Origin of the sequence: Enterococcus sp. LX10, assembly GCF_023539285.1 — a bacterium.
GTDB lineage: Bacteria > Bacillota > Bacilli > Lactobacillales > Enterococcaceae > Enterococcus > Enterococcus faecalis.
This window is the reverse complement of record NZ_CP092784.1, coordinates 574,085-595,884: the sequence shown is the minus strand read 5'-3', so window position 1 is coordinate 595,884 and position 21,800 is coordinate 574,085. Positions and strand designations below refer to the sequence as shown.

The 21,800-nt window shown below is 37.8% G+C and carries 21 protein-coding genes; 2 read left to right on the top strand and 19 right to left on the bottom strand.

What is annotated here, in order from left to right; genetic code table 11:
- Positions 1–161: 161 nt before the first annotated feature.
- The 3 genes from MKZ30_RS02885 to MKZ30_RS02875 all read right to left on the bottom strand — a co-directional run bounded on the left by MKZ30_RS02885 (position 162) and on the right by MKZ30_RS02875 (position 4,049).
- The gene (locus tag MKZ30_RS02885; RefSeq protein ID WP_010816363.1) at positions 162–2,867 is read right to left on the bottom strand and encodes a YhgE/Pip domain-containing protein; all 2,706 of its coding nucleotides are present in this window, start codon (positions 2,865–2,867) and stop codon (positions 162–164) included.
- Between the two features lie 120 nt (positions 2,868–2,987).
- Positions 2,988–3,218 carry a hypothetical protein gene (locus MKZ30_RS02880; protein WP_002355737.1) on the bottom strand — a complete coding sequence of 77 codons (231 nt, stop codon included), beginning with the start codon at positions 3,216–3,218 and terminating at the stop codon, positions 2,988–2,990.
- A gap of 78 nt (positions 3,219–3,296) precedes the next feature.
- A complete protein-coding gene (locus tag MKZ30_RS02875; protein WP_010715057.1) occupies positions 3,297–4,049 on the bottom strand; it encodes a tyrosine-protein phosphatase in 753 nt (250 codons plus the stop codon).
- Between the two features lie 173 nt (positions 4,050–4,222).
- On the opposite strand from MKZ30_RS02875, the gene MKZ30_RS02870 reads away from it, so the two are divergent.
- Entirely contained in the window at positions 4,223–5,701 is a 1,479-nt protein-coding gene (locus tag MKZ30_RS02870) for a helix-turn-helix domain-containing protein (RefSeq protein WP_033601096.1), read from the top strand.
- Between the two features lie 54 nt (positions 5,702–5,755).
- On the opposite strand, the gene lepB is transcribed toward MKZ30_RS02870, so the two are convergent.
- From lepB to acpS, 7 genes are all read right to left on the bottom strand, one after another.
- A complete protein-coding gene (gene lepB / locus MKZ30_RS02865; protein WP_002415900.1) occupies positions 5,756–6,505 on the bottom strand; it encodes a signal peptidase I in 750 nt (249 codons plus the stop codon).
- Positions 6,506–6,562: 57 nt separating this feature from the next.
- Positions 6,563–6,889, bottom strand: coding sequence for a hypothetical protein (locus tag MKZ30_RS13355; protein WP_002368127.1), 327 nt, complete (start codon positions 6,887–6,889; stop codon positions 6,563–6,565).
- A complete protein-coding gene (locus MKZ30_RS02860; RefSeq protein WP_002419382.1) occupies positions 6,870–8,165 on the bottom strand; it encodes a coiled-coil domain-containing protein in 1,296 nt (431 codons plus the stop codon). Before MKZ30_RS02860 ends, MKZ30_RS13355 begins: the two co-directional genes overlap by 20 nt.
- A gap of 24 nt (positions 8,166–8,189) precedes the next feature.
- Positions 8,190–8,885, bottom strand: coding sequence for a hypothetical protein (locus MKZ30_RS02855; RefSeq protein ID WP_010816360.1), 696 nt, complete (start codon positions 8,883–8,885; stop codon positions 8,190–8,192).
- A 322-nt stretch (positions 8,886–9,207) separates the two neighbouring features.
- Positions 9,208–9,585, bottom strand: a complete 378-nt coding sequence (locus MKZ30_RS02850) for a type II toxin-antitoxin system PemK/MazF family toxin (protein WP_002355729.1) — start codon at positions 9,583–9,585, stop codon at positions 9,208–9,210.
- Positions 9,586–9,600: 15 nt separating this feature from the next.
- Positions 9,601–10,716, bottom strand: coding sequence for an alanine racemase (alr, locus tag MKZ30_RS02845; protein ID WP_002419384.1), 1,116 nt, complete (start codon positions 10,714–10,716; stop codon positions 9,601–9,603).
- Between the two features lie 29 nt (positions 10,717–10,745).
- Positions 10,746–11,099 carry a holo-ACP synthase gene (acpS, locus tag MKZ30_RS02840; RefSeq protein WP_002355727.1) on the bottom strand — a complete coding sequence of 118 codons (354 nt, stop codon included), beginning with the start codon at positions 11,097–11,099 and terminating at the stop codon, positions 10,746–10,748.
- Between the two features lie 321 nt (positions 11,100–11,420).
- Here acpS and MKZ30_RS13350 point away from each other — a divergent pair, with 321 nt between their 5' ends.
- Entirely contained in the window at positions 11,421–11,687 is a 267-nt protein-coding gene (locus MKZ30_RS13350) for a hypothetical protein (protein WP_010827210.1), read from the top strand.
- 60 nt (positions 11,688–11,747) lie between these two features.
- On the opposite strand, the gene cshA is transcribed toward MKZ30_RS13350, so the two are convergent.
- From cshA to MKZ30_RS02795, 9 genes are all read right to left on the bottom strand, one after another.
- A complete protein-coding gene (gene cshA / locus MKZ30_RS02835; protein WP_002355724.1) occupies positions 11,748–13,295 on the bottom strand; it encodes a degradosome RNA helicase CshA in 1,548 nt (515 codons plus the stop codon).
- A 302-nt stretch (positions 13,296–13,597) separates the two neighbouring features.
- On the bottom strand, positions 13,598–14,971 hold the full coding sequence (locus MKZ30_RS02830; RefSeq protein WP_002355722.1) for a UDP-N-acetylmuramoyl-tripeptide--D-alanyl-D-alanine ligase: 1,374 nt from the start codon (positions 14,969–14,971) through the stop codon (positions 13,598–13,600).
- Between the two features lie 78 nt (positions 14,972–15,049).
- Positions 15,050–16,120, bottom strand: a complete 1,071-nt coding sequence (locus MKZ30_RS02825; protein ID WP_002355721.1) for a D-alanine--D-alanine ligase — start codon at positions 16,118–16,120, stop codon at positions 15,050–15,052.
- A 140-nt stretch (positions 16,121–16,260) separates the two neighbouring features.
- Positions 16,261–16,707, bottom strand: coding sequence for a YaiI/YqxD family protein (locus tag MKZ30_RS02820; protein WP_002376042.1), 447 nt, complete (start codon positions 16,705–16,707; stop codon positions 16,261–16,263).
- Positions 16,704–17,732, bottom strand: coding sequence for a DNA topoisomerase IV subunit B family protein (locus MKZ30_RS02815; protein WP_002415895.1), 1,029 nt, complete (start codon positions 17,730–17,732; stop codon positions 16,704–16,706). The genes MKZ30_RS02820 and MKZ30_RS02815 overlap by 4 nt, the downstream gene beginning before the upstream one ends.
- Positions 17,733–17,825: 93 nt before the next feature.
- On the bottom strand, positions 17,826–18,836 hold the full coding sequence (locus tag MKZ30_RS02810; RefSeq protein WP_002415894.1) for a sugar kinase: 1,011 nt from the start codon (positions 18,834–18,836) through the stop codon (positions 17,826–17,828).
- 9 nt (positions 18,837–18,845) lie between these two features.
- A complete protein-coding gene (gene dagF / locus MKZ30_RS02805; RefSeq protein WP_202566398.1) occupies positions 18,846–19,589 on the bottom strand; it encodes a 2-dehydro-3-deoxy-phosphogluconate aldolase in 744 nt (247 codons plus the stop codon).
- A gap of 3 nt (positions 19,590–19,592) precedes the next feature.
- Entirely contained in the window at positions 19,593–20,699 is a 1,107-nt protein-coding gene (locus tag MKZ30_RS02800; protein ID WP_202566396.1) for a DgaE family pyridoxal phosphate-dependent ammonia lyase, read from the bottom strand.
- Positions 20,689–21,798 carry an amidohydrolase/deacetylase family metallohydrolase gene (locus MKZ30_RS02795; protein ID WP_002368108.1) on the bottom strand — a complete coding sequence of 370 codons (1,110 nt, stop codon included), beginning with the start codon at positions 21,796–21,798 and terminating at the stop codon, positions 20,689–20,691. The genes MKZ30_RS02800 and MKZ30_RS02795 overlap by 11 nt, the downstream gene beginning before the upstream one ends.
- Between the last annotated feature and the right edge of the window lie 2 nt (positions 21,799–21,800).

Below are 21,800 nucleotides of genomic sequence, written 5' to 3'. Positions count from 1 at the left end.
TTTGTACACAAAAAACCTCACTTTCTGAGGGAGATTTTATTATTTAGCATTGCCAAAAAGTCAAAAGCAAGAGCCCCCAAAACTTCTTTGTTAGGGATGCCTTGAAAATAAAGAAAAACAAAAAGCCGAAAACGCTAGAGACGTTTTCAGCTTTTTGTTTTTTAATGGAATAAATGGCTCTTTTGTGCTAAAGCCGCAAATTTTTTCGATCTGTGTTCCAGATGTGGATAAAGAATTGCGCCGCCAATACTAAAGACGACTGAAATCCCCACCATAATCCAAATGGCAAACCAAGCATTTGGCCAGTAAATGCCTCCTGCTGATTCCCTTAGCAAGTTCACGGCATGCGTAAACGGCAAGAACGGATTAATCATTTGGAAGAATTTACCTGAGACTTGAATTGGGTAGTTCCCACCCCCACCAGAGATGGATAGTACCAAGATTATTATCGCAATTCCTTTCCCTACATTGCCAAAGAGAGCAACGAGCACATAAACCATTATCATAAACGTAATGGCAATCAATACAGCAAACCAGACACTATACGCTGGATTACGAACATCTACGCCTAACGCAAAGTAATTACCTAAGGTTACAATCAGTGCTTGACCAATCCCCATGACAATGAAGGTAAACATCCGTGCTGAAAATTGTTCCCGTTTAGAGAAGCGTTTTTTATCTTTTCCTTCGAGATAAACATCCGTTGTCGCAACACTTGAGAATAACACAGCGCCAACCCATAAACACAAAGCTGTATAGAATGGCGTACTTGCCGAACCATTATTAGCAATCGGATAAACAGCATGTTCTTTGACTTCAACTGGTTGTGTAAAGAAGTCACTTTCTTTATTGGCATCTAATTTTAGTAATTTAAGAATTTCACCTAAATCAACTTCTTTTTCACCTTTACGGATTGCATTCGCTGCTTTGTGTAATCCTGTTTTGATATTTGGCCAATCATTAATAATCAGCTCGTTGGCTTTGTCCAAGGCCGCTTCAACATCTGGCATTTTCTCATTGACTGTTTTCAAGGTATTCGTTAAATCTTTTCGGATACCTGGATAGTCATTTTGCATAAAGGCTGCCGCTTTGCTGACTTTGTCTTGAATGACTGGTAAATCGTTTTTATACAAATCAGCACCACGATTAATGCCATTGACAATGGTTTCCATATTGCCATTCAACATCGTATTCGCATCATGAATTTCTTGTTTAATTGCCGGCATTTCGGCTTGATATTTTTCTAATAAAGAAATCGCATTAGTGACCGTTTGACTTGTTGAGCTCAATAACCCTTCAAAGTCAATTTGTTGTGCTTTGTTTAGTTGACCTTGAGCGTTTTGGATGGTACTAGTTAGTTTGTTTAAAATGGTTGAAACAGTATTACTAATTCCGTTTACATCAACACTGCCCACAATATTAGAAATATTAGTTGCCATTGCGTCAATCTCATTTAAATAATTTTGTACTCCAGAGATATCACCCGCTTGGACTAAAGCATTTAATTGATTCAAGCGATTGCTAAAATCTGTTAATAAATCATTTACATGGCTTAATTGAGCAATCGCACCATCTAAGTCATGATTACCAGCATTTTCTTGGAGTTGTTTCATAAACGCAATAATGTCGTTAATTGCTTGCTGTTGCCGTTGGATATTAGTTGTGAAATCTTGTACTACTTCATTAATATGTTGTTTTTCTTCTGGCGTTAACTGTCCATCATCTAACGCTTGACGAATAGTAGCGACTACGGAAGTTGTTGTTGTAGCAACTTGCTGGATAGATTTCAAAGTCACTTCAACGCTATTCGTAATGCTTGGTAACGCCTCTTGCAATTTATTAGCGCCATCTAATGTGACATTCCCTAAATCATTGGCTTGATCACCTAGTTTACGAATATCTGGTAACGCCGTTTGAACTTGTTGAATGATTTCTAATCCTTGTTTTGCTTCTTGAATTCCTTCGCTCATTGTTTGTTCCACAGAGGCAAAGTCTTCATCAATCATAGCAATTTGTCGGCCAGCGTTTTGAATTTCTGGAATTTTGTCTTGTAACGTCAAAATAACACTAGCTTGTTCTTTGATGCTTGGCATTTTGCCATTTAGCTCAACAATCTTCTCTCCTAAAGCATCAACTTCAGGTAAATATTTCATCGCATCGTTGGCTTTCGCTAATTTTTCTTTTAGCTCAGGCATCTTACCATGTAAGTCTGTGACTTGTTTTGCGTACGTGTCAATGGTTCCAATGTTGGCATCTGTATCTAAAATCATGCTCTTAACTTTTTGAATGCTGACCATGTTTTTATCAATATCATAGCCAATATCATTGAATGTTTTGATTAACGTACTACTTGCCGTTTTAATGAATTCTTCCGAAATTTGTGACTGAATGGAAGAAGCGCCTTTTGACGTAATTTTCGGCGCAATTGCATTAATTTTTTCGTTAATTGAGTATTCAATTTTAGGTTTATTGATATCACCAGAAGTAAAACTTAGCAAATCCTTGGAAAAATCTTTAGGTAAATAAATCCCGGCAAAATATTTTCCTGATTGGACCCCTTTGTCTAATTCCTTTTTCGAATCAACAAAACGCCAACCTAATTGCTTGTTTTTCTTCAAGTTTTTCAAGACTTCATCACCAATATTGACCGATTTATCTTGAAAAGTTGCTGTTTGGTCATCACTATAGACCGCTATTGGTAACTCTCCTGTATTTGAATACGGATCCCATAGTGCTTTAATGTTAAACCATGCATATAATGATGGAATAATCATTAAGGCAACAATCAAAAATGTTGCTACTGGGTTTTTAAAAATTCTTTTCCAATCTAAAATAAATAGTTCCCATGTATTTTTTATATGTTTCATAAAATCACCTGCTTTTTTTTGTGCCTGAATAACTTTAGCATAAAATACAAGAGAATAACAAACAAAAGCTTGAATGTTACGACACATTTTTAAAATGTCGTAAGTTCAAGCTAAGATTGTTTATTTCATATTTTTAGAAAATTCCGAAACGACTTGTTTAACTTCATCAATGGCTTCTGGTTTTAAATAAGCCAAAAGTTTTGGTGCTTTTGTCATCAAGTACATTTTATCTAGTTTGCCTGTTTGTTGGCGTTCAAACATTTCTGCAAGTAGCGCTTGCATTTTTTCTTTTTTATCTTCTTTTGTTCGATCTAGTATGAACGTTAAGAATTGTTCTTGTCCTTCTTTCATTCCCTATCCCTCCTTACAAACAGATTCTTTTCTATTATAAAACTTCTTTTTTAGAAAGGATAGTCCTTTTTTTAGGATCTATGATTTTGTGTACAGACTTAGCATGTCTTTTTTGGCGGATAAAGGTAAGCCGAGTCCCTCTTTTAAATAGCCCTCTACCGAACCAAATTCTTTTTCAATCGCCTGTAAAGCGGTCGCTAAGTACTCTTTTTTCACATAAAGCATCGTTTCTAATTGTTGAATTTCTGCTGAAGAGGTTCCATTTGCTTGATATTGTGCAATAATCTGCTCGTTAGCGGCTTTTCTTTGCTCATTCGTCTTTAAATAATCTTCTAAAATATATGAATGTTCCACACCTAAAGCACTTAATATCAAGGCTGCACCGATTCCTGTTCGATCTTTTCCTGCGAAACAATGAAATAAAATAGCTTCCTGTGGATAACTTAAAAAGTTTTCAAAAAATGTTTGGTAACCTTTGCGGCCCGAATTGGAAAGAACCATCTCTTTATAAGCCATGTCCATTGCTGCATCGGGTGAACCAACCGTTTTAAGCATTCCTTCTAATGAAGCGGTCTGTGCCTGAATATCGGCCAAAATATCTATATGTAAATAGTTGGTTCCTTGAATTGAATCATCTGGTCGTTCTTGCGTTTCTGCTGCACTTCTAAAATCATAAATCCGTTTAATTTGATAATCCTCTACTAGCATCTGTTGATCCTCTTGTGCAACATTAACGAGTTCCCCACTCCGAAAAAAATGCCCTGTCTTGACGGATGTGCCTTGTTTCGTTGGAAATCCTCCGATATCTCTAAAATTCACTACGCTGTTCATATTCTGTCGCTCCTTCATTTTAATTATTTTGTTGTCATTTAAATGCTTTGTTTTTTTCTTTTATTTCTTTTTTTCAATGATAATAAAAAACACTTCAAAAAGCAATCTTTTTATCAGTTGTTTATTGCCATTTTATCATAGATGCAGTATTCTTAAAAGAGAGGTGAGCAACGATGTTAAAAAGAGATTTTTTAGAGAAACCTTATGATTATATGAATGATATTTTATTATTCCTATATAATAATAAAGGCCAAGCAACACGAAATGAATTAATAGATTTTTTCAATATTAGTTTACCAACATTGAATGAATACCTTTCTTTTTTAGAGCAATTTTTGAAAGAAGAGCGACTTCAAGAAAGCCTCACCGTGACTGCATTAGGTGATACCCTTTATCTAAACAAAGCACCAACCTTTTCCATGAAATCAATGATCATGTTGTTCTTGGATAAATCTATTAAGTTTCACATGGTCCAGCAGCTCTTCCATAAGAATGAAATAAATGGCGGGTATTTTCAACAGAATTATGCCATTAGCTCTGCTACGTATTATCGAAAAATTGTTGAATTAAATGATTTACTCAATGAGTTTAATTTACGTATCAAACGAGGAAAACTTGTTGGCGAAGAAAAACAAATTCGCTTTTTCTTTTTTAATTTTTTCTGGTTTATCTTTGAAGAAAAAACAGATTTGGAAAAAGAGCTGGCCAATCAATACTTAGGATTAATTGAGATATTACAAGAAATTCCCAGAATTACCTTTGATCATACAGAAATTCTCCAAATTAAACTTTGGATGAAAATTTCTTTTCGTCGCATGATTTTAGAACCCCTGCCAACGATTAGTCCACAGGATGCCCAACTCGATCGACCTTTATTTGAAGAAATTAATTTATCTATACATACATATATGAAAAGAATCGACCGTCCATATACAAGCAACGAAGCCTATATGTTTTATGACTTTTTTTGTTCCATGCATAATTATTCTGCGAATGCTGCTTTCGCCTTTCGTTTAGCAAAACAACAACGAATCGAAAAAACGTATCTTAACGAAATGAACCGAGTTATTTTAACGTATCTTAAAGCACATGATTATCTATCTCATTACGTACTGCCTATTCGATTACTTTATATTGAAAATTTACTTTTTCAATTACATGCGCAACTCTACTATTTTTCTGGATTTATTTTACCCTTTGATTATTGGACAATTCAGTCACTTTTGAAAGTCTTACGTCATCCTTTTAGTGAAAGTGAAGTTTACGAATTAGTGGAAATCGCTACAACGAACTTTGCCACAGAAGCCACTATTTCTAAATACCAAAATCAATTTACTGAAATTAATTATACGCTTATTTTGAATCACATTGCTGAATTAAATGAAAAAAAAATAACGATTGGTGTTTATCACTCATTGAGCAGTGCCTATAGTGAGTTGGTAGCACAAAAAATACAACAGAGTATCGCTGGAAAATATCCGCTGAAAATTGAGCCTTACAACGTAGAAAACCATTATGATTTGCTTTTAATGAATACCAATAATGAACAGCTCATTGCCCAGTATGACCATTACTATATTTTTTCGGATATTAGTAATCGTTATGACCTGCAATCAATTGAAAAAATCATTCAATTGTTATTGGGTAAATAACCTCTAATAAGAAAAGCTTAAGTGCCCGACTCTCAGATGGCTGACTTAAGCTTTTTATTTTACTTTCCCTATTTCCTTAAACGGCGCCATTTTAAACACCACGATGCCTTCAATCGTCTGTATCTCGACAAAGCCGAACGTACGACTATCACTTGAATGCGTACGATTGTCCCCTAAGACAAAGTAATGACCGGCTGGAATCTTCTGAAATAGGTGAAGTTGGGCTGCTGCTTCTTCTGATAAGTCAAAACGACTGGCATTCTCAGGCAGTGCCTCATTATCGCTTGCTATAGGTTCTTCTGAAAGATAAAGTTTTCCCTCATTTACCCAAATTCGATCACCAGGAACCCCGATAATTCGCTTGACGTACGTACCTTTGTTAGCTAGCGGTGCTTTAAATGCAATCACATCGTACCTTGTTACTTGCTTCGTCCGTTGTACTAAGACTCGTTCCCCTGCGTTAAGTGTCGGCTTCATGGATTGCCCAGCAATTGGGTAGCTAGATGTCTTTAACACAAAAAAGAACACAAAAATGGCGAAAAGAATAGCTGGCATAAAAAATTTAACGACTTGGATGCGTTGTTTCTTTTGGTAGGCTTGCCGCTTTTTTTTAATCTCTTCAGCGGTCATTTTTCTTTGCGGTCCTCTTATTGATCGATGGTTATCTGTTTGCTCAAGCAAATATTCCGTTGCTTTGTTAGTCTTTTGCTTTTTTAGCTGATATGTCGCAGGCAACTTTTGCTTCAAGAAGGCGCGCTTAATGTGGCGAATTGTTCGCATAACTGGCTTTATCCATTCTTCCATCGTTTTCTTAAAAGGAAAAGCTCCTTAAATAAACTTTTCCTTTCTTGCTCCTTTTTTCTATTTGACTAATTGCGTTCCTTTTTTTATATAACTACTACGTAACTGGTTCTCCTTCATAAACTGATTCAGTGGTTTCTGCGCATCTTGTGCCAGCTCCCAGATACTTTGATTTGCTTGTACAAGATATTCGCTCTTCTCTGTTACTATGTTTTTCCTGATAAGCGGTTGCCTTAGTGACTGCTCTTCCTTTGAGACAACAGCAGCCTGTAATCGTTCTGCAGAGCCACTTAGTGTAACAGCTAAAAAAAGGACTCCAAGACAATGTAGTTTCCTTGCTCCCATTAACTTTTTACTGACCATTTTATTAATAATTATCTTGTTCAAGACGTGTCAGTTTAGTTAAGCGTTCCTCTAATTCGCGATAAATCTCAAGTACTTCTACTTTTGACGCTTCGACTTCATTCGAAATACTTTTCGCTCGATTACCAATATTTAACATTTCTAATTCTGCAGAATTGATTAGGTGTTTTGCTTCTACTTTCGCTTCATTAACAATCCGATTGGCTTCTTTTTTGGCAGAAACCATCACTTCGCCAATTTCTTGTTGCGATTTTAAAGCCTCTTCTTGTAATTGCTGATTTTTCATTAATAAATCGTTAATTTGCTGTTTTGCGCGTAGCAGTTCTGTTAACTGCTCACTACTCGGTTCAATATTTTTTGAAACGGCTTGTAGTGTCTTCAATTCTTTTTGAACTTGTTCTAAACTGTCTTCTTTGGACTCTACTTCTTTTCTTAGAGCAGCTAATTCCCCTTCGTAAACTTGCTTTTCAGCAAGATGTTTGTCATTGACACCTTGCAGTCGCCCTAATTTTACTTCCGCTTCATTTTTTTGCTGTAAACTATTCTGAAGCTCATTCTTTAACTCCTCCATGCGTTGTTGCACAATCACTTCTTGTTGGGCAGCCTCTTGTAAGGTTTGTTTTTCGGCTTCTACTTTTTGTAATTGTACAGTTAGTTTTTCAATTTGTTCCTGCAATGCTTGTTGAGTCGTTGTGCTTTCTTCTAATTCTGTCGTTAACGTTTCTACTTGCTTTTCCATTCCTGTAATATCCCCTTTTTTCTCCAACTTTCCTTTTTCTTCTGCTAACTGGTTGTATAATGTCTGGATATGTTGTTGCTGTTCAGCCGATTCTTTTTCTAATTCTGCCACTTGCTGCGTTAATTCACTTTCTAAACGTTCCATTTGATTATGTACAGTGGTTAATTGTTTTTCTGCGTTTTGCAGATTTGTTTGAAGAGTAGTAGCCTCTGTCGTGGTTTCACTGTCTGTTTCCAGTTGCTCTTCCAATTCAAAAATTTCATGTTCTTTTTGATTTAGTGTTTCAAGTAATGCCTGATTTTTTTCTTCTAATGCTTGTTTTTCCGTTTCTTGTTGGTTCTTTAATTGCTCATTTTCTTCTTGAAGTTTTTTAAAGGCTGTTTCTTTTTTCTGATAGTAGGCGAGCCTTTCTCTTAACGTCGCCATTTCTTTTTCCTGTTGTTCTGGTTTGATTCCGCTAATTATTTTTTCTGGTTCGAATCCTGGCTGAAAAAAGACTTCTTTTTCAAGCGTATCATCCGAAATATCTTTAATTTTTTTGATTAAACGTCTTTTTGTCATTTATATGTCCTTTCTCTCGTCCTTTTAACTAATCACGACAGGCTCCAAATTTGTTTCAAGTGTCTCACGAGCATACGTATCAATGGATTTGACAAGGGTTTGCTCTTGATCTCGATAAGTAAAATTAAAATCAATCATGGTAATTTCTTTGACTGAATCCAATGCTGAAATAAGTGCTAAAATATTGTCTTGGGCTGTTTGAAATTCAGGGTAACTTAAGCCAACTGAAAAAACAGACAGTGTCAAGGTTTGTGTTTTTTCACTTCTAATTATTGTGATACTCGTCTCACCGAAGTAAGGACGCCATTCACGCGCTAATTGTAATTCATAATTAGTCAAGACAGCGGCCGATTCTGTCGAAACAGCTTGCTTCCAGGGAAACTGGTTTAAGGCTGTTTTTTTAATCGCTTGTTTTTTTATTTTGTCACCTTGAGTAGCTTGGCCCTGTGCCAAACGCTCGATCCGCTGTTCCATGCGGATATTTCGTTGATTTAATTGATAATATGTATAAACAATTCCTAACAATAATACGCTAAGTAGACAAACACTAAACAATAAATAAATCATTAAACGACTATTTTTCTGATACTTATAGAAATTTATTTTCCTCTTTAATGTCCTGTCCTCTGAATCCAGTTTTTCGACAAGTAATCGCAAATACAATTGATAGCTTACAAATAAAAATAAGCAACTACTCATTAAAAGTACAACAATCATCATACCAATATAATCTCCTTTATGTCATCACTCAACAATCAAAACTTGTAAAATTACCTGTTACGCTCTTTAAAAACTCTATATAGTATTGATTGTAACATTCCGTTTGAGCCTTGCCAACAACTTTATTTAAAATAAGATGATAAAAATTTGAATTTTATATTTATATTTTAATTTTTTAAATACAAAACAAAAAAAACAAGAGAGATGCCACTTGGCTATCCCTCTCGCTTTTACTCAAACTATGTTTAGCAAACCAAATTCAATCAGTTGCTTTTTCAAAAATCCAATTCGTCTTTGTTGATTTCATAGTAGCTATCGTTCTTTATGTAGCTGAATTTGCTTTTGCTGGGGCTGAATCGCTACTAAGTCCAACACTGATGCCTAAGGCACGATCAACTTCTTCCATAATATCAAGTCTCAAATGACAAACTTTTTCTTTCAAGCGGCCCTTATCGATTGTTCGAATCTGCTCTAAAAGAATCACTGAATCTTTTTCAATGCCTGTTTCATCAGAATTAATCCCGATATGTGTTGGCAATTTTGGCTTTGCCATTTTGGCTGTGATCGCCGCAACGATAATCGTTGGGCTAAAATGATTACCTAAGTTATTTTGGACAACAAGGACAGGTCTGACGCCACCTTGTTCCGAGCCCACTACTGGGGAAAGGTCTGCAAAATAAATATCTCCGCGTTTGACCATAGTGGAACCTCCTATCTAGTTATATTCTCTGGGGATTCTTTGTGAGAAAGTACATGCAACTTCATAATGAATGGTTTCTAATTTTTCGGCTACCATTTGTAACGTATTTTCTTCATTGCCATCTTTTCCAACTAATGTAACGACTGAGCCGACAGGAACTTCTTCTGCTAAACGAATCATACATTGATCCATACACACTCGTCCAACGATTTCGCAACGCTTGCCATTCACGAGCACTGTAAATCCTTGGAGATGACGCAACCAGCCATCTGCATAACCGATTGGCACTGTCCCAATCCACTCTTCGGATTCAGTCACGTAGGTTTCGCCATAGCCAATTCCTTCGCCAGCCGCTAAGCGTTTTACATGGATGAGTTCACTGGTCAACCGCAAGGCCGGCTTTAACGCATAGCTTGGGGCCAGCTTATTACCTGAAGGGTTCAACCCATACATGGCTACACCATAGCGAATCATGTTTCCTGGCACATCAGGATGCCATAACGCTGTCGCACTATTGCTAACATGGACATACTGAGGTAACTCTTCTAAAACTGCTAGAACAGCCTTAAAACGCCCTGCTTGTTTTTCAAAATAGCTTGTATCGATTTCATCAGCTGTTGAAAAATGAGTGAAAATCCCTTCCCATAAAAATTCTTTGTGGGATTGAACAAACCGCACTGCTTGCTTAGTCTCTTCTGGGGTTAAAAAGCCAATCCGTCCCATGCCAGTATCGACTTTTAAGTGAACACGTAATGGCGTGTTACTCTCAGGCGTTAGTTGTTGAAGAGCAGCTTCTAACCATTCTTGTGTAGCTACCGTTACAGATAAATCATATTGAATCAACAAAGGCACATAAGCTAAGTCTACCACACTCAAAATTAAAATGGGGTCCTGAACACCTGCTTCTCTCAATTCAATTGCTTCATCCAATAAGGCGACACAAAAACCTGTCGCGCCACCTTTTTTCGCCGCTTTGGCGGATTCTACGGCGCCATGCCCATAGCCGTTCGCTTTCACAACCGCAAATAAAGCAGTTCCTTCTGGCAAACGTTGACATTCATTTTGGACATTTTCAGTAATTGCTTGCGTATCGATATGTAACCGTGTAGGACGATGCCATCCAACGACCATTGTACATCCTTCTTTCTTCGTTGCTTCTGTTATTCGCTTTCTAAAACAATTTGTGCAATCGCCATAGTATCTGTGTGCGTAATCGAGACAAACACTTTACCATTATGGGGCGAATTTGCTACGTACGGTGCACCTGTCTTTTCAGTCAGCACCTCAATATCTTGTAAACCAACTTTGCCAATCCCTGTGCCCCATGCTTTAGAGAACGCTTCTTTACAAGCAAAACGACCAGCTAAAAATTCTATTTGACGTTTTGTAGATAACTTTTCAAAAAGGGTCAATTCGTTAGGTGTTAAAACCCGTTGAATAAACGATCCTTGTTTTTCAACAATCGGTTTTATCCGACTTAATTCTACTGCGTCAATACCAATTCCCTTTATCATTTTCCGCCTTACTTCCTATTTAATATAGTTACTCCTTTAATATAGTTACTCCGAATTACCTTTCATTTTAACAAAATTTCAAAATTTTTCCACTGATTCGCTAAAAAAATAAAGAATGTTTTACAAGATCCTCACACAAATTGAAGCACCATACGTTTTCTTCCTATTTACATTTTTATAAAATTTTTCTGAATTTTTATAAAAGTAAGACAACAACTAAGAAGTATCGGAAAAAAATCAGGAAACTAAGCGGATGTTCTGATTTTTTATAGCAAATTTTGGCTACTTATGGGAGAATAAAAAGAAAAAGGAGAAAAACGTATGACTTTAACTTCTCGGCAAAAAAAGTTACTTCGTTGCGCCCTGTTTATTTTTACTTTGTTGCTCTACATATTTCCAATCTTCTTTAAAAATCCCAGCCTATTTTTTCTCTTGCAACTGGTTTGGATTCTAACCATTCATTTGCTACAACAAAAACTGAAACTCTTCAATCTAACTTCCCCGTTGAAAACTTGGATGATTTTGGCGTTTTTCTTTTTCTATATCATTTTGATGCCTTTTTTACTTTTTTTAAGTTTTTCTATTTAACGATTATCTACCAAAAAAGAGCGAGTGTTCCGTTCATAGACGGAACACTCGCTCTTTTGATTATTTAGCGTTTTCGCGAATGACGAAACCACGTTTTTTATCGTTATGACGTTTGCCGCCACGTTGATCTTTATTTTTGCGGTCGCTATTTTTGTAATTACGGTCGCCATCTTTATGGTTTTTGTTGCCACGATAGCTGCCACCTTTACCATTGCCACCACGGTTGCGATTACGGTTGTTCCCACCGCCACCACCACGGCCATTTTTGTTAAAGCCTTTTTTATTTGAAGGCAATGGTCGTTCTGGGGTAATTTTTACAGGAACCGCATCTGCTGGATCTTTCGCTACTGTTTTTAATAATAACGCAGCTAAGTCTGTCGCTGAATATTTTTCTAATAATGCTTCAGCAGATTCTAGATATTTGTCTAAACCATTTTCTTCTAGATCACTTTCGATGGTTTCAACAGCTGCACTTAATTGTCCTTTAAATGCTTCTTTTTCGGTTGGTGGACGTAATGGTGTCATCCGTTTTTTCGTTAGGTTTTCGATGACATGTAAGTAACCCATTTCGTTTGGTGTTACAAACGTCACAGACATACCACCTTTACCAGCACGACCTGTCCGACCAATACGGTGAACATAACTTTCTGGATCTTGTGGAATATCGTAGTTATAGACATGGGTGACACCTGAAATATCTAACCCACGTGCTGCTACATCTGTTGCCACTAAGATATCTAAGTTACCATTTTTGAATGAACGTAAAACGCTCATCCGTTTTTGTTGTGATAGGTCGCCATGGATGCCTTCTGCTTTGTAACCACGCGCTTCTAACCCGCGGGCAAGTTCATCAACACGGCGTTTTGTCCGACCAAAGACAATGGTCAATTCTGGGGTTTGCACGTCTAGTAAACGTGTCATAATGTCAAATTTTTCAAAGTCTTTTGAACGTACATAATATTGATCAATTAAATCAGCCGTCATTTCTTTGGCTTTAATCTTCACATGTTCTGGTTGTTTCATGAATTTCACGCCAATATTCTTGATTGCTGGCGGCATAGTTGCTGAAAATAGAAGTGTTTGACGTTGTTCTGGCACTTGTGAGATGATTTTTTCAATGTCTTCCAAGAAGCCCATATTTAACATTTCATCTGCTTCGTCTAAAACTAATGTTTCAACAGTTTCTAATTTCAAGGTACGACGGTTAATATGGTCTAGTAAACGTCCTGGTGTACCTACAACGATATGTGGACGATCTTTTAGTCCACGAATTTGGCGACCGATATCAGCCCCACCGTAAACGGCTTGGACGCGAATCTTTTTATCGCGGCCTAAACGGAATAACTCTTCTTGTGTTTGGATAGCCAACTCACGGGTTGGTGCAATGACTAATCCTTGAATAACGCGGTTGTCTGCGTCAATTTTGTTAAGCATTGGTAAGCCAAAAGCAGCGGTTTTCCCTGTTCCTGTTTGTGCTTGTCCGATTACGTCTTTTCCTGCTAACGCTAACGGAATTGTTTCTGATTGAATAGGGGTTGCTTCCTCGAAGCCTGCGCGTTCTACCGCTGATAATAATTCTGGCGCTAAACCAAGTTCTTTAAATTTCAAATGATATCCTCCTAGATTTTGTTTCGGAAAGAACGATTTCTTCCTAGTTTCAGGTGTCTTCACTTTCAGTTGTTAAAAAGAAATCCATTATAGTGTGCCAACTATTTCTTCTTTCCTGATTTCACCGAAAAATTCACCTTATGGCATTAGAAAAGCCAAACGTGGTCGTTCAGCTTCACATTTATTATTAAACATAGAAATAGATCTATTTTATTTACTACGATTCAATTTTTCTCGTCATCTTCCGGCAATAGGTCATTCTATCATAGAATCCTATTTTCAGCAAGTTTTATGAAACTTATTTACTTTTCCAAAAGTGCATCGATGACTTCACGAAGTCCCATCCCGTTACTTCCCTTTAAAACCACCATGTCTTCTGGCTGTAAGACTTTTTTGACAGCTTCAATCAACTCATTTTTTTCTTCTTTTTTAAAAGAATGAATGTTAGCTGGTGCATAGGTTTCTTGCAATTTATCAGCTAAATAAGCCATTTCAGAACCATATAAAAAGACTTCTTCAATCGCATCTGGGGCTAAATGCTGCGCCATTGCTTGATGCATGGCAGCAGAATCAGGACCTAATTCCAGCATGTCTCCTAAAACAGCAATTCGTTTTCCTACTTTGGACATTTTGCTAAAACTGTCCAGAACAAGACCCATAGCTGTCGGATTGGCATTGTACACATCACTTAAAATTTCGGCCCCATTCGCTGCTTTCAGCCATTCTGTCCGATTCTTTGTTAGTTCCGCTGTAGCCAACCCTTTTTGAATCTCACTATCCGTTAATTGGAAATACCGACCAATGCCAATTGCGATTAATGCATTGGTGACATTATAGGTTCCTGGCACTGGAATCGTAAACGTCATTTGTGTATCACTGATTTTGAATGAGGTTTGCTCTTTGGCTTCATTTGTGACGATTCCTTGAAGTTGACTTTCCTGGCTAAAACCAAAAGTAATCACTTGTTGCGTGACTTTTTCCACCAATGGTTCTAGCAAAGGTTCATCGCTTGGCACAAATAAACTACCGTCTTTGGCTAAACCATCTACGATTTCCATTTTTGCTTGTGCAATGCCTGCTCGTGAGCCTAAATTTTCCACATGAGCTTCGCCAATCATTGTGATGGCGGCAACTTCTGGCTGAGCCAGATTGGAAAGGAAAGAAATTTCCTGAGCGTGATCCATACCCATTTCTAAAATCAGTTTTTCTGTTTCATCAGGCATGTGTAAAATAGTATAGGGTAAGCCAATTTGATTATTGTAATTGCCTTGCGTTTTGTAAGTCACAAACTTTTCAGATAACACAGCAGCAATCAAATCTTTAGTGGTGGTTTTTCCATTACTGCCAGTCACAGCGATGACATTCGGTTGCATTTTATTTAAATAATAGGTAGCTAATTTTTGCATAGCAACCAGTGGATCAGTAACATGCAAAACAGGCAATTGTTGCGGTGCATCGACTAAATCCTGTCCCCAAAAAGCGGCCTGACAGCCATTAGCCATGGCACTCTCAATAAAACGATGACCATCATTTTCACCTTGTAAAGGAACAAAGAGATTTCCTTTCACAATTTTACGACTATCAAATTCAATGCCTGTTAAAGGAAAATCAGGCCATTGTTGCCAATCATTACTGGCTTCAACCGCTTGCGCTACTTCCCAGAAGGTTAATTTCATTATGTTTTGCTCCTCTGACACAGGGACTGGGACATGCCAAAGTCTTGTCATGTCCCAGTCTTGTGTGATTTTTTCTTCTTAGTTATTATAAAATTCTTGGCGTTGTTTAAAACGATTCAAAGCTAACTGAATCAATTCCTCAATTAAATCACTGTATTTCAAGCCCATATTTTCCCATAGTAAAGGGTACATACTAAAGTCAGTAAAACCAGGCATGGTGTTCAATTCATTCAGGAATAATTCGTTTTTGCTTGTTAAGAAGAAATCACAGCGACTTAAGCCACTTCCATCTAACATAATATACGCTTTTTTAGCGTATTCTTGCGCTTGATGGGCTACTTCTTCTGGAACATGCGCTGGGATTTGCATTTCAATCGTGTTATTGATGTATTTTGCATCATAATCATAGAAAGCGACATCTTTCACCACTTCACCAGGTAAAGTCGTACGGACATCTTCATTTCCTAAAATGGCTACTTCAATTTCACGTGCTTCAATCCCTTGTTCAACAATTGCTCGGGCATCATAACGGAAAGCTTCTTCCAATGCTTCTTGCAATTCTTCACGATTTTCCGCTTTGCTAATTCCGACACTAGAACCCATATTGGCAGGTTTAACAAAGACCGGATAGATTAAAGAACCTTCACATTTTTCAAAGACTTCTTTTGGATTTCCTTTCCAGTCACTTCTTAAAACTGGCACGAATGGTACTTGTGGAATTCCAACAGTTTGTAAAAGATATTTCGTCATGATTTTGTCCATTGCGTTAGCACTAGCTAAGACACCTGCGCCCACATAAGGCATATTAATGGTTTCCATGAATCCTTGAATTGTTCCATCTTCGCCATTTGGTCCATGTAAAACAGGGAAAACAATCGCTTCTTCTTCATAAATTTCCGAAGGACTGATTCGTTTTCCTGAAAATTCGCCTGTTTCTTCAGGTGTTTGTGCCCAAGTTAAATGTAAAACTTCTTTATTTTGTGGTCGTTCAGATAAGAGAGGGCCTTTTACCCATTGACCATCTTTACTAATAAAGACTAACTGTACTTGATAATATTTATAATAGATTGCATTTAAAACGGAATATGCAGACAAAACAGACACATCGTGCTCTTCACTTCTGCCGCCATACAACAAAATAATCTTCAAATGCTTGTCCTCCTAGTTTCTTTCCTGTCTTTTAGAAAAAATTATTTTTCAAATTATCCTTACTTATTTTAGCATAAAACCCAGTTTCATAATAGAAGCAAATTTAGTGAAGGAAAAATTCTTTGCTTGCCTTTTCCTTACTAAAGACTCCGTTCCACCAGCTCAATAAGGGCTTGTTTAAACGTTGTTCTATCTTTGTCTGTAAAAGGTTTAGGTCCTTTCGTTCGGCCACCTTTTCGCCGAATTTGGCCACTAAAATAGCGTTGTTCTAACAATCCATCAATATTTTCTTTCGTATATTGATAACCCAGTTGATGTAAAACCAACACTCCTTTTGGCAAAACCAAGGAAGCTAAGCCATAATCTTGTGTAATTAAAAGATCCCCTTTTTTTATTAACTGCACAATTTTAAAATCAGCAGCATCCGCTCCTTTATCAACATACACAAAAGAGACATTTTCTGGATAATCTTTTAAGGAATAATGATCTACACTAGTAACAATCACCACATCTAAAGCTTTCTCTACAGCGACTTCAATAACCGTCTCTTTCACAGGTGAACCATCGCCATCGACAAAAATTTTCATTCATTTCCCTCGATTCTTCCTTGCTCTAACCATTTGGGATGACGTTGAAAGTAGTGTTGTAATTCGTCAAAAACGACTTCTTTAACCACTTCATATAACTCTGTATTTCTTAAAATGGTTTTCGTTGCATCCGTGTAGCGGGGCTTTGGTATCGTAATGGCTAAAACAAAATCAAATTCTGCTAAAAAACTATCTGCTGTCACAGATAATGAATAATGTTGCTCCTCTAAAAATTGATTAAAGGCGACCACTACGCCATCAAGAAACCCCTCATAGTGGGTTCCACCAAGACTGGGATAATGCCCATTAACAAATGTTTTTTGCACTTGCGGCGCATGATTTTTACTCAAAATAAATTGAACAAGGGCCAATTCTGTTTGCTTTGCTTGAATAATCGGTGCAGCTTTTCTAGTTAATGGGTTATCTTTTTCAAATAAATAATTACTTAAACCTTTAGGGTAATAACAAAGATTTTTTTGTTCCTCTTCTTGTGTTAAGAGAATCTTTAAGCCTGGATTCAACATGGCAATCTGTTGACATTGTTGTAAAACACGCATATAAGAAAGTGATTCTGTACCAAAAATTTGCGTATCTGGCCAAAACAAGACTTCAATTCGTTCCTGGGTTTCTTCAATAGGTAATAATAATCGTTTTTTCAATTGCCCTTGATGGTAAATAAAAATAGTCCGCTGTTTTTCTTGATCGATACTGATTCCTACTTGTTTTGAGAAGGCTTGTAAAACAGATAAATACAGAAAAGGTGGTTCTAAATCGACTTGCTTTTGTTCAAAAACAAGCGGTCGTGTGGAAGATACCTGAAAAGAGATTTGTTGACGCGATAACTGTATTGCAATTTTCCCTTGATTCTTTTCAATGAAAAACTCTAATAAACCGTTAATTGTCTGAACAAGTAAATTCTCTAAGCCGACTAAGCCAGTCGTTCCAATGAACGCTTCTGGTCGTTTTTGAATCCGTTCAATAAATTCATCATTTTCTAAAACTGTTAAAAGATGTGCAACACTCATCCTGCTGCCTCCTTTGCAATCTGTTTCTTTTAATTATAATGAAAAAAAGACCAGAAGAAAAGCCACACACGACTTTTCTTCTGGTTTTCTTCTTTAACGAATTAAATCAATATTCGGATGCTCGAGAACATGATTCACTTGTTTGACCGTTGTCAAAGGAATATCTCCTTGAATCGTATGTGCAAGGACCCCATTGACTGTGGCAAAGGTAACTGCCTTTTCTAACGACCAATTTTGGCTATAGCCATATAAAATCCCCGCCGCATAAGCATCACCAGCACCAATTCGATCAAGATTAAGAAGCGGTCTTTTTTCACTCTGTTGGTACTCATTTTGGGTATATAAATACCCACTTAAGTAGTTTTGATTTTGGGAATGACTTCTCGTTGTCCCAGCAAACCATTCCAAATTGTATTGAGACATGAAGCGCTGAATCAGTTCAGTTTCTTGTGCCTCACCTTCTAAATCTTCTCGCGGAATGAAACCTAATAGCTCGACCAAATCACGTCGACTGCCAAAAACAATATCACAATAAGGTAAAATGCGTTCGTACTGTTGACGCATAAAGAGTGCGCTATTTGCTGTATTCAAACTAGGTCGATAATTAAAGTCAAAACAAACTTTCTTTTGACAGGCATGCGCCTTTTGAGCAAGTATCAAAGCAGCATCACGAGTTTTTTCAGTTAAACTTAACGAAATACCACAAATATGCACCATATCTACTTCCGCTAAAAAAGCCTCAAAATCGTAGTCCTTCGCCTCACTGATGCCAAAAGCACTCTGATGGCGATTTTGATAAGTTACTTGTGTGGGTCGGATTCCATAACCCATTTCTGCAAAAAAACTACCAATATGATCGCCCTTTTCTCCTACCCATTGATCTGAAATTCCTAACTTCCTTAGCGCTGCTTTGCCAGCTTCACCAAGACGATTGGCAGGTAATTTCGTAATCAATGCTGTTTCTAGTTGAAAATGAGCCAAATTTGCTAAGAGATTTACGCCAGTACCTACAAAGTTCATTCTTAACTGCTCTGTTTGTTCTAACATTAGATACTCTGGCGGAGTGAAACGAAGCATGACTTCACCAAACGCAGCAATTTTCATCTTTGCCACCTACTTATTCAATGTGTTTTTCATCATGGTTAGTAACTTTTTCACGTCTTCTGTTCTAGTGTCCCCTGTTTCTTGATCGATAATTGAGCTGTAAACATGAGGAATGATTTTTTTAACGCCAGCATCCACCGCAATTTGAACAATTTCTTCAAAGTTTTCTAAATCAATGCCCCCTGTTGGTTCTAAATAAAAGTCATACTTGGCACAAGCTGCTGCTACTGCTTGGTATTCTTCTTTGTGAGCCAAGCCTTTCATTGGGAAATATTTAATAGAACTGCCTCCCATGTCTTTCAACAATTTGATGGCAGTTTCGATAGGTACTTCTGCCGCTGGCGCACCCGAGCTTAACGGACCTGTCGCAATATTAACATAGCCAACTTTGCCTGTGGGTGACACCAAGCCATTAATCACTGTTTCGTCTTGACGAAGTAAGGCCCGCGAAGCGCCGACACCTGTGAAGACTTGGTTCACGTGTTGCGGTTGTAGAACTTCTGATAAGCGAGCCACCATTTGACTTTGATTAGGATCGCCAGCCCCTAAGCCGACAGATAAAGCGTTGTTGGTTGCTGCTTGGTATTTTTTCATATCGTCAATGGCTGCTTCATCGGTTTCATAGTTTTTTGAAAGGACGCCTAGCACAACATGCCCTTCTGCTGCTTCATAACAGGCTTGGGCATTTTCTACTGAATTGGCTAAGACGTTTAAACAAATGCGTTCTTCTAAATAATTAGGTTTTAATGACATGGCTTATTTCTCCTTTGTGTCCATAATTTCTTGTAATCGTTGCACGATTTTGTTCATTTCTTCTTGATTGACAGAACGAATGTCAAATTCAATGATGCCATTGTTGGCTTGATATTCTCGCGTATAAATGGCTGGACTTTCTGCTTTTAATGCTTGGATGACTTCCTTAGCGGTTTTTCTGCCGTTCACTTTGACACTGGCGCGATAAATGTCTCGGCCAGCGCCATCTTGGACAATTTTAGCGGTTAAATCTGACAGGTTGTTGATGGCTTCAACAAACGGTTTTAAGCGTTCTTGCATCGAAGCCCCTGACTCACTGCCATGTGTCAAATATTCTTCCACTGCTTGCGTAAAGCCCAAGATATTGTCTTTGCCAATTTTCATTGCTCGACCAATGCCTTTGCCTTGTAGGCGCACCCAATCAATGTATTCTTTTTTCCCGACCACTAAACCGGCACTTGGCCCTTCAATGGCTTTGGCGCCGCTGTAAATCACCAAATCAGCGCCTGCTTCGGTGTATTTGAAAAGATCTTCTTCTGCTGCCGCGTCAACAATTAGCGGCACCTTATGGCGTTGCGCCACTTTGGCCGCTTCGGCCACCGTCAGCATACTTTTTTGCACGGTATGATGGCTTTTGATGTATAGAATGGCCGCTGTTTTTTCGGAAATCATCATTTCCACGTGTTCTGGACTGCACATGTTGGCGTAGCCAGCTTCCACCACTTGGCCGCCGCCTTGCGCTACCATGACTTCTACAGGCGTGCCGTAGTCCACGTTGTGCCCTTTAGGTAAAATAATCTCTCGCTGTTCGATTTTTTCTGTATAGGGATGGTACGCGTGGTACAAGCTGCCTTTTCCAATCAAGGCAGCCACTGATTGAGCAATCCCCGCCGAAGCTGAGGAAACGATTTGGGCATCTTCTACCTTCAACAAGTTGGCTAAAAAGGCCCCTGTTTGCACACTAAGTTCACTCATTTCAAAGAAATGTTCGCCGCCGAATCGTTGAGCCGCTAGGACTACCTCCGAAACTTTGGAGACACCTAGAATGGTCATTTTCCCAGAAGCATTAATGACTTCTTTTAAGTGGAATTTTTCGTAACTAATTGTCATAGATTTGTCCTCCAATAATTGTTTTGATTGGGCGAATTTGCTCTTTGGCTACTCGTGTCAATCCATTAGAATCAGTCAATGTTTTTTCTTCTGCTTGAATCGTGAAAATCGTTAAATCAGCATCTTTACCTATTTCCAACGTGCCTTTTTGAGCTAAATGGAAATTCTCAGCAGGAGCCTTGGTTACCTTTTCAATAATTTCTGGCCAATCATAGCCGACCACACGGAGTTTTTCCATCGTTGTGGCTAAATCATAAACAGGACCATTTTCTCGGTTACGAATGTAAATATCTGTGCTAATTGATGCAGCTTTCATTCCCTCGCGCAACGCTGTTTCAGCTACGTGAAAATTGAAACTATCCGTACCATGCCCGATATCAAATACGACCCCTTTGTTGTACGCTTGCCAAGCGAAATCTTTTATTCTATCCGTTGCTTGGTCTAAAATGCCATTTTCTTTCCCATTAAAACAATGGGTTAGGACATCCCCTTTTTCCATCAAGGCTAAAATTTCATCTAAATGAGGCGGTGCTGATCCAATGTGAACCATTAAGGGAATTTCTTGGTTTTCTTGCTGAATCTGTTTGGCCAATTCTAAAGGCGTAATGCCGTTATCGCCAATAACGGTCCTACTCATACGGGCTTTAATCCCTACAACAAAATCTGGTAATTCTTGAATCGCTTTTTTGACCAAACTCGCTTGTACTTTACTTAAATCTGCGAGTTCGTCCTGAGCAACGATGCCCCATTTAGAAATATTGACTAATCCAAAAACATTTGTTTTTGCTTGCTGCGCTAAGTCATAAAATTCATGAATGTTTTCAGCACCTGTTGTCCCAGCATCAATCACTGTCGTAACACCCTTTTTGACCCCAATTTCATCTGGATAATCATAATAAAGAGCCATTTTTTCAAAACAATGAACGTGATCATCTATCCAGCCTGCGGATACATAAGTACCTGGTTCTAAGTGGATAGTTTCTTTTGCAGAACCTGAAATAGTTGCTGCAACAGCAGCTATTTTTTTCTCTTTAATTGCAATTTCAACAGGCATACCATCTACTGTCTGTCCATTTTTTATAAGTAAATCGTAGTCCATAT

What these genes read in the sequence shown, in the direction of transcription:
- MKZ30_RS02885 (WP_010816363.1), bottom strand. Translation starts at nt 2,867, where the DNA reads ATGAAACATATAAAAAATACATGGGAACTATTTATTTTAGATTGGAAA.
- MKZ30_RS02880 (WP_002355737.1), bottom strand. Translation starts at nt 3,218, where the DNA reads ATGAAAGAAGGACAAGAACAATTCTTAACGTTCATACTAGATCGAACA.
- MKZ30_RS02875 (WP_010715057.1), bottom strand. Translation starts at nt 4,049, where the DNA reads ATGAACAGCGTAGTGAATTTTAGAGATATCGGAGGATTTCCAACGAAA.
- MKZ30_RS02870 (WP_033601096.1), top strand. Translation starts at nt 4,223, where the DNA reads ATGTTAAAAAGAGATTTTTTAGAGAAACCTTATGATTATATGAATGAT.
- lepB (WP_002415900.1), bottom strand. Translation starts at nt 6,505, where the DNA reads ATGGAAGAATGGATAAAGCCAGTTATGCGAACAATTCGCCACATTAAG.
- MKZ30_RS02860 (WP_002419382.1), bottom strand. Translation starts at nt 8,165, where the DNA reads ATGACAAAAAGACGTTTAATCAAAAAAATTAAAGATATTTCGGATGAT.
- MKZ30_RS02855 (WP_010816360.1), bottom strand. Translation starts at nt 8,885, where the DNA reads ATGATGATTGTTGTACTTTTAATGAGTAGTTGCTTATTTTTATTTGTA.
- MKZ30_RS02850 (WP_002355729.1), bottom strand. Translation starts at nt 9,585, where the DNA reads ATGGTCAAACGCGGAGATATTTATTTTGCAGACCTTTCCCCAGTAGTG.
- alr (WP_002419384.1), bottom strand. Translation starts at nt 10,716, where the DNA reads ATGGTCGTTGGATGGCATCGTCCTACACGGTTACATATCGATACGCAA.
- acpS (WP_002355727.1), bottom strand. Translation starts at nt 11,099, where the DNA reads ATGATAAAGGGAATTGGTATTGACGCAGTAGAATTAAGTCGGATAAAA.
- MKZ30_RS13350 (WP_010827210.1), top strand. Translation starts at nt 11,421, where the DNA reads ATGACTTTAACTTCTCGGCAAAAAAAGTTACTTCGTTGCGCCCTGTTT.
- MKZ30_RS02830 (WP_002355722.1), bottom strand. Translation starts at nt 14,971, where the DNA reads ATGAAATTAACCTTCTGGGAAGTAGCGCAAGCGGTTGAAGCCAGTAAT.
- MKZ30_RS02820 (WP_002376042.1), bottom strand. Translation starts at nt 16,707, where the DNA reads ATGAAAATTTTTGTCGATGGCGATGGTTCACCTGTGAAAGAGACGGTT.
- MKZ30_RS02815 (WP_002415895.1), bottom strand. Translation starts at nt 17,732, where the DNA reads ATGAGTGTTGCACATCTTTTAACAGTTTTAGAAAATGATGAATTTATT.
- MKZ30_RS02810 (WP_002415894.1), bottom strand. Translation starts at nt 18,836, where the DNA reads ATGAAAATTGCTGCGTTTGGTGAAGTCATGCTTCGTTTCACTCCGCCA.
- dagF (WP_202566398.1), bottom strand. Translation starts at nt 19,589, where the DNA reads ATGTCATTAAAACCTAATTATTTAGAAGAACGCATTTGTTTAAACGTC.
- MKZ30_RS02800 (WP_202566396.1), bottom strand. Translation starts at nt 20,699, where the DNA reads ATGACAATTAGTTACGAAAAATTCCACTTAAAAGAAGTCATTAATGCT.
- MKZ30_RS02795 (WP_002368108.1), bottom strand. Translation starts at nt 21,798, where the DNA reads ATGGACTACGATTTACTTATAAAAAATGGACAGACAGTAGATGGTATG.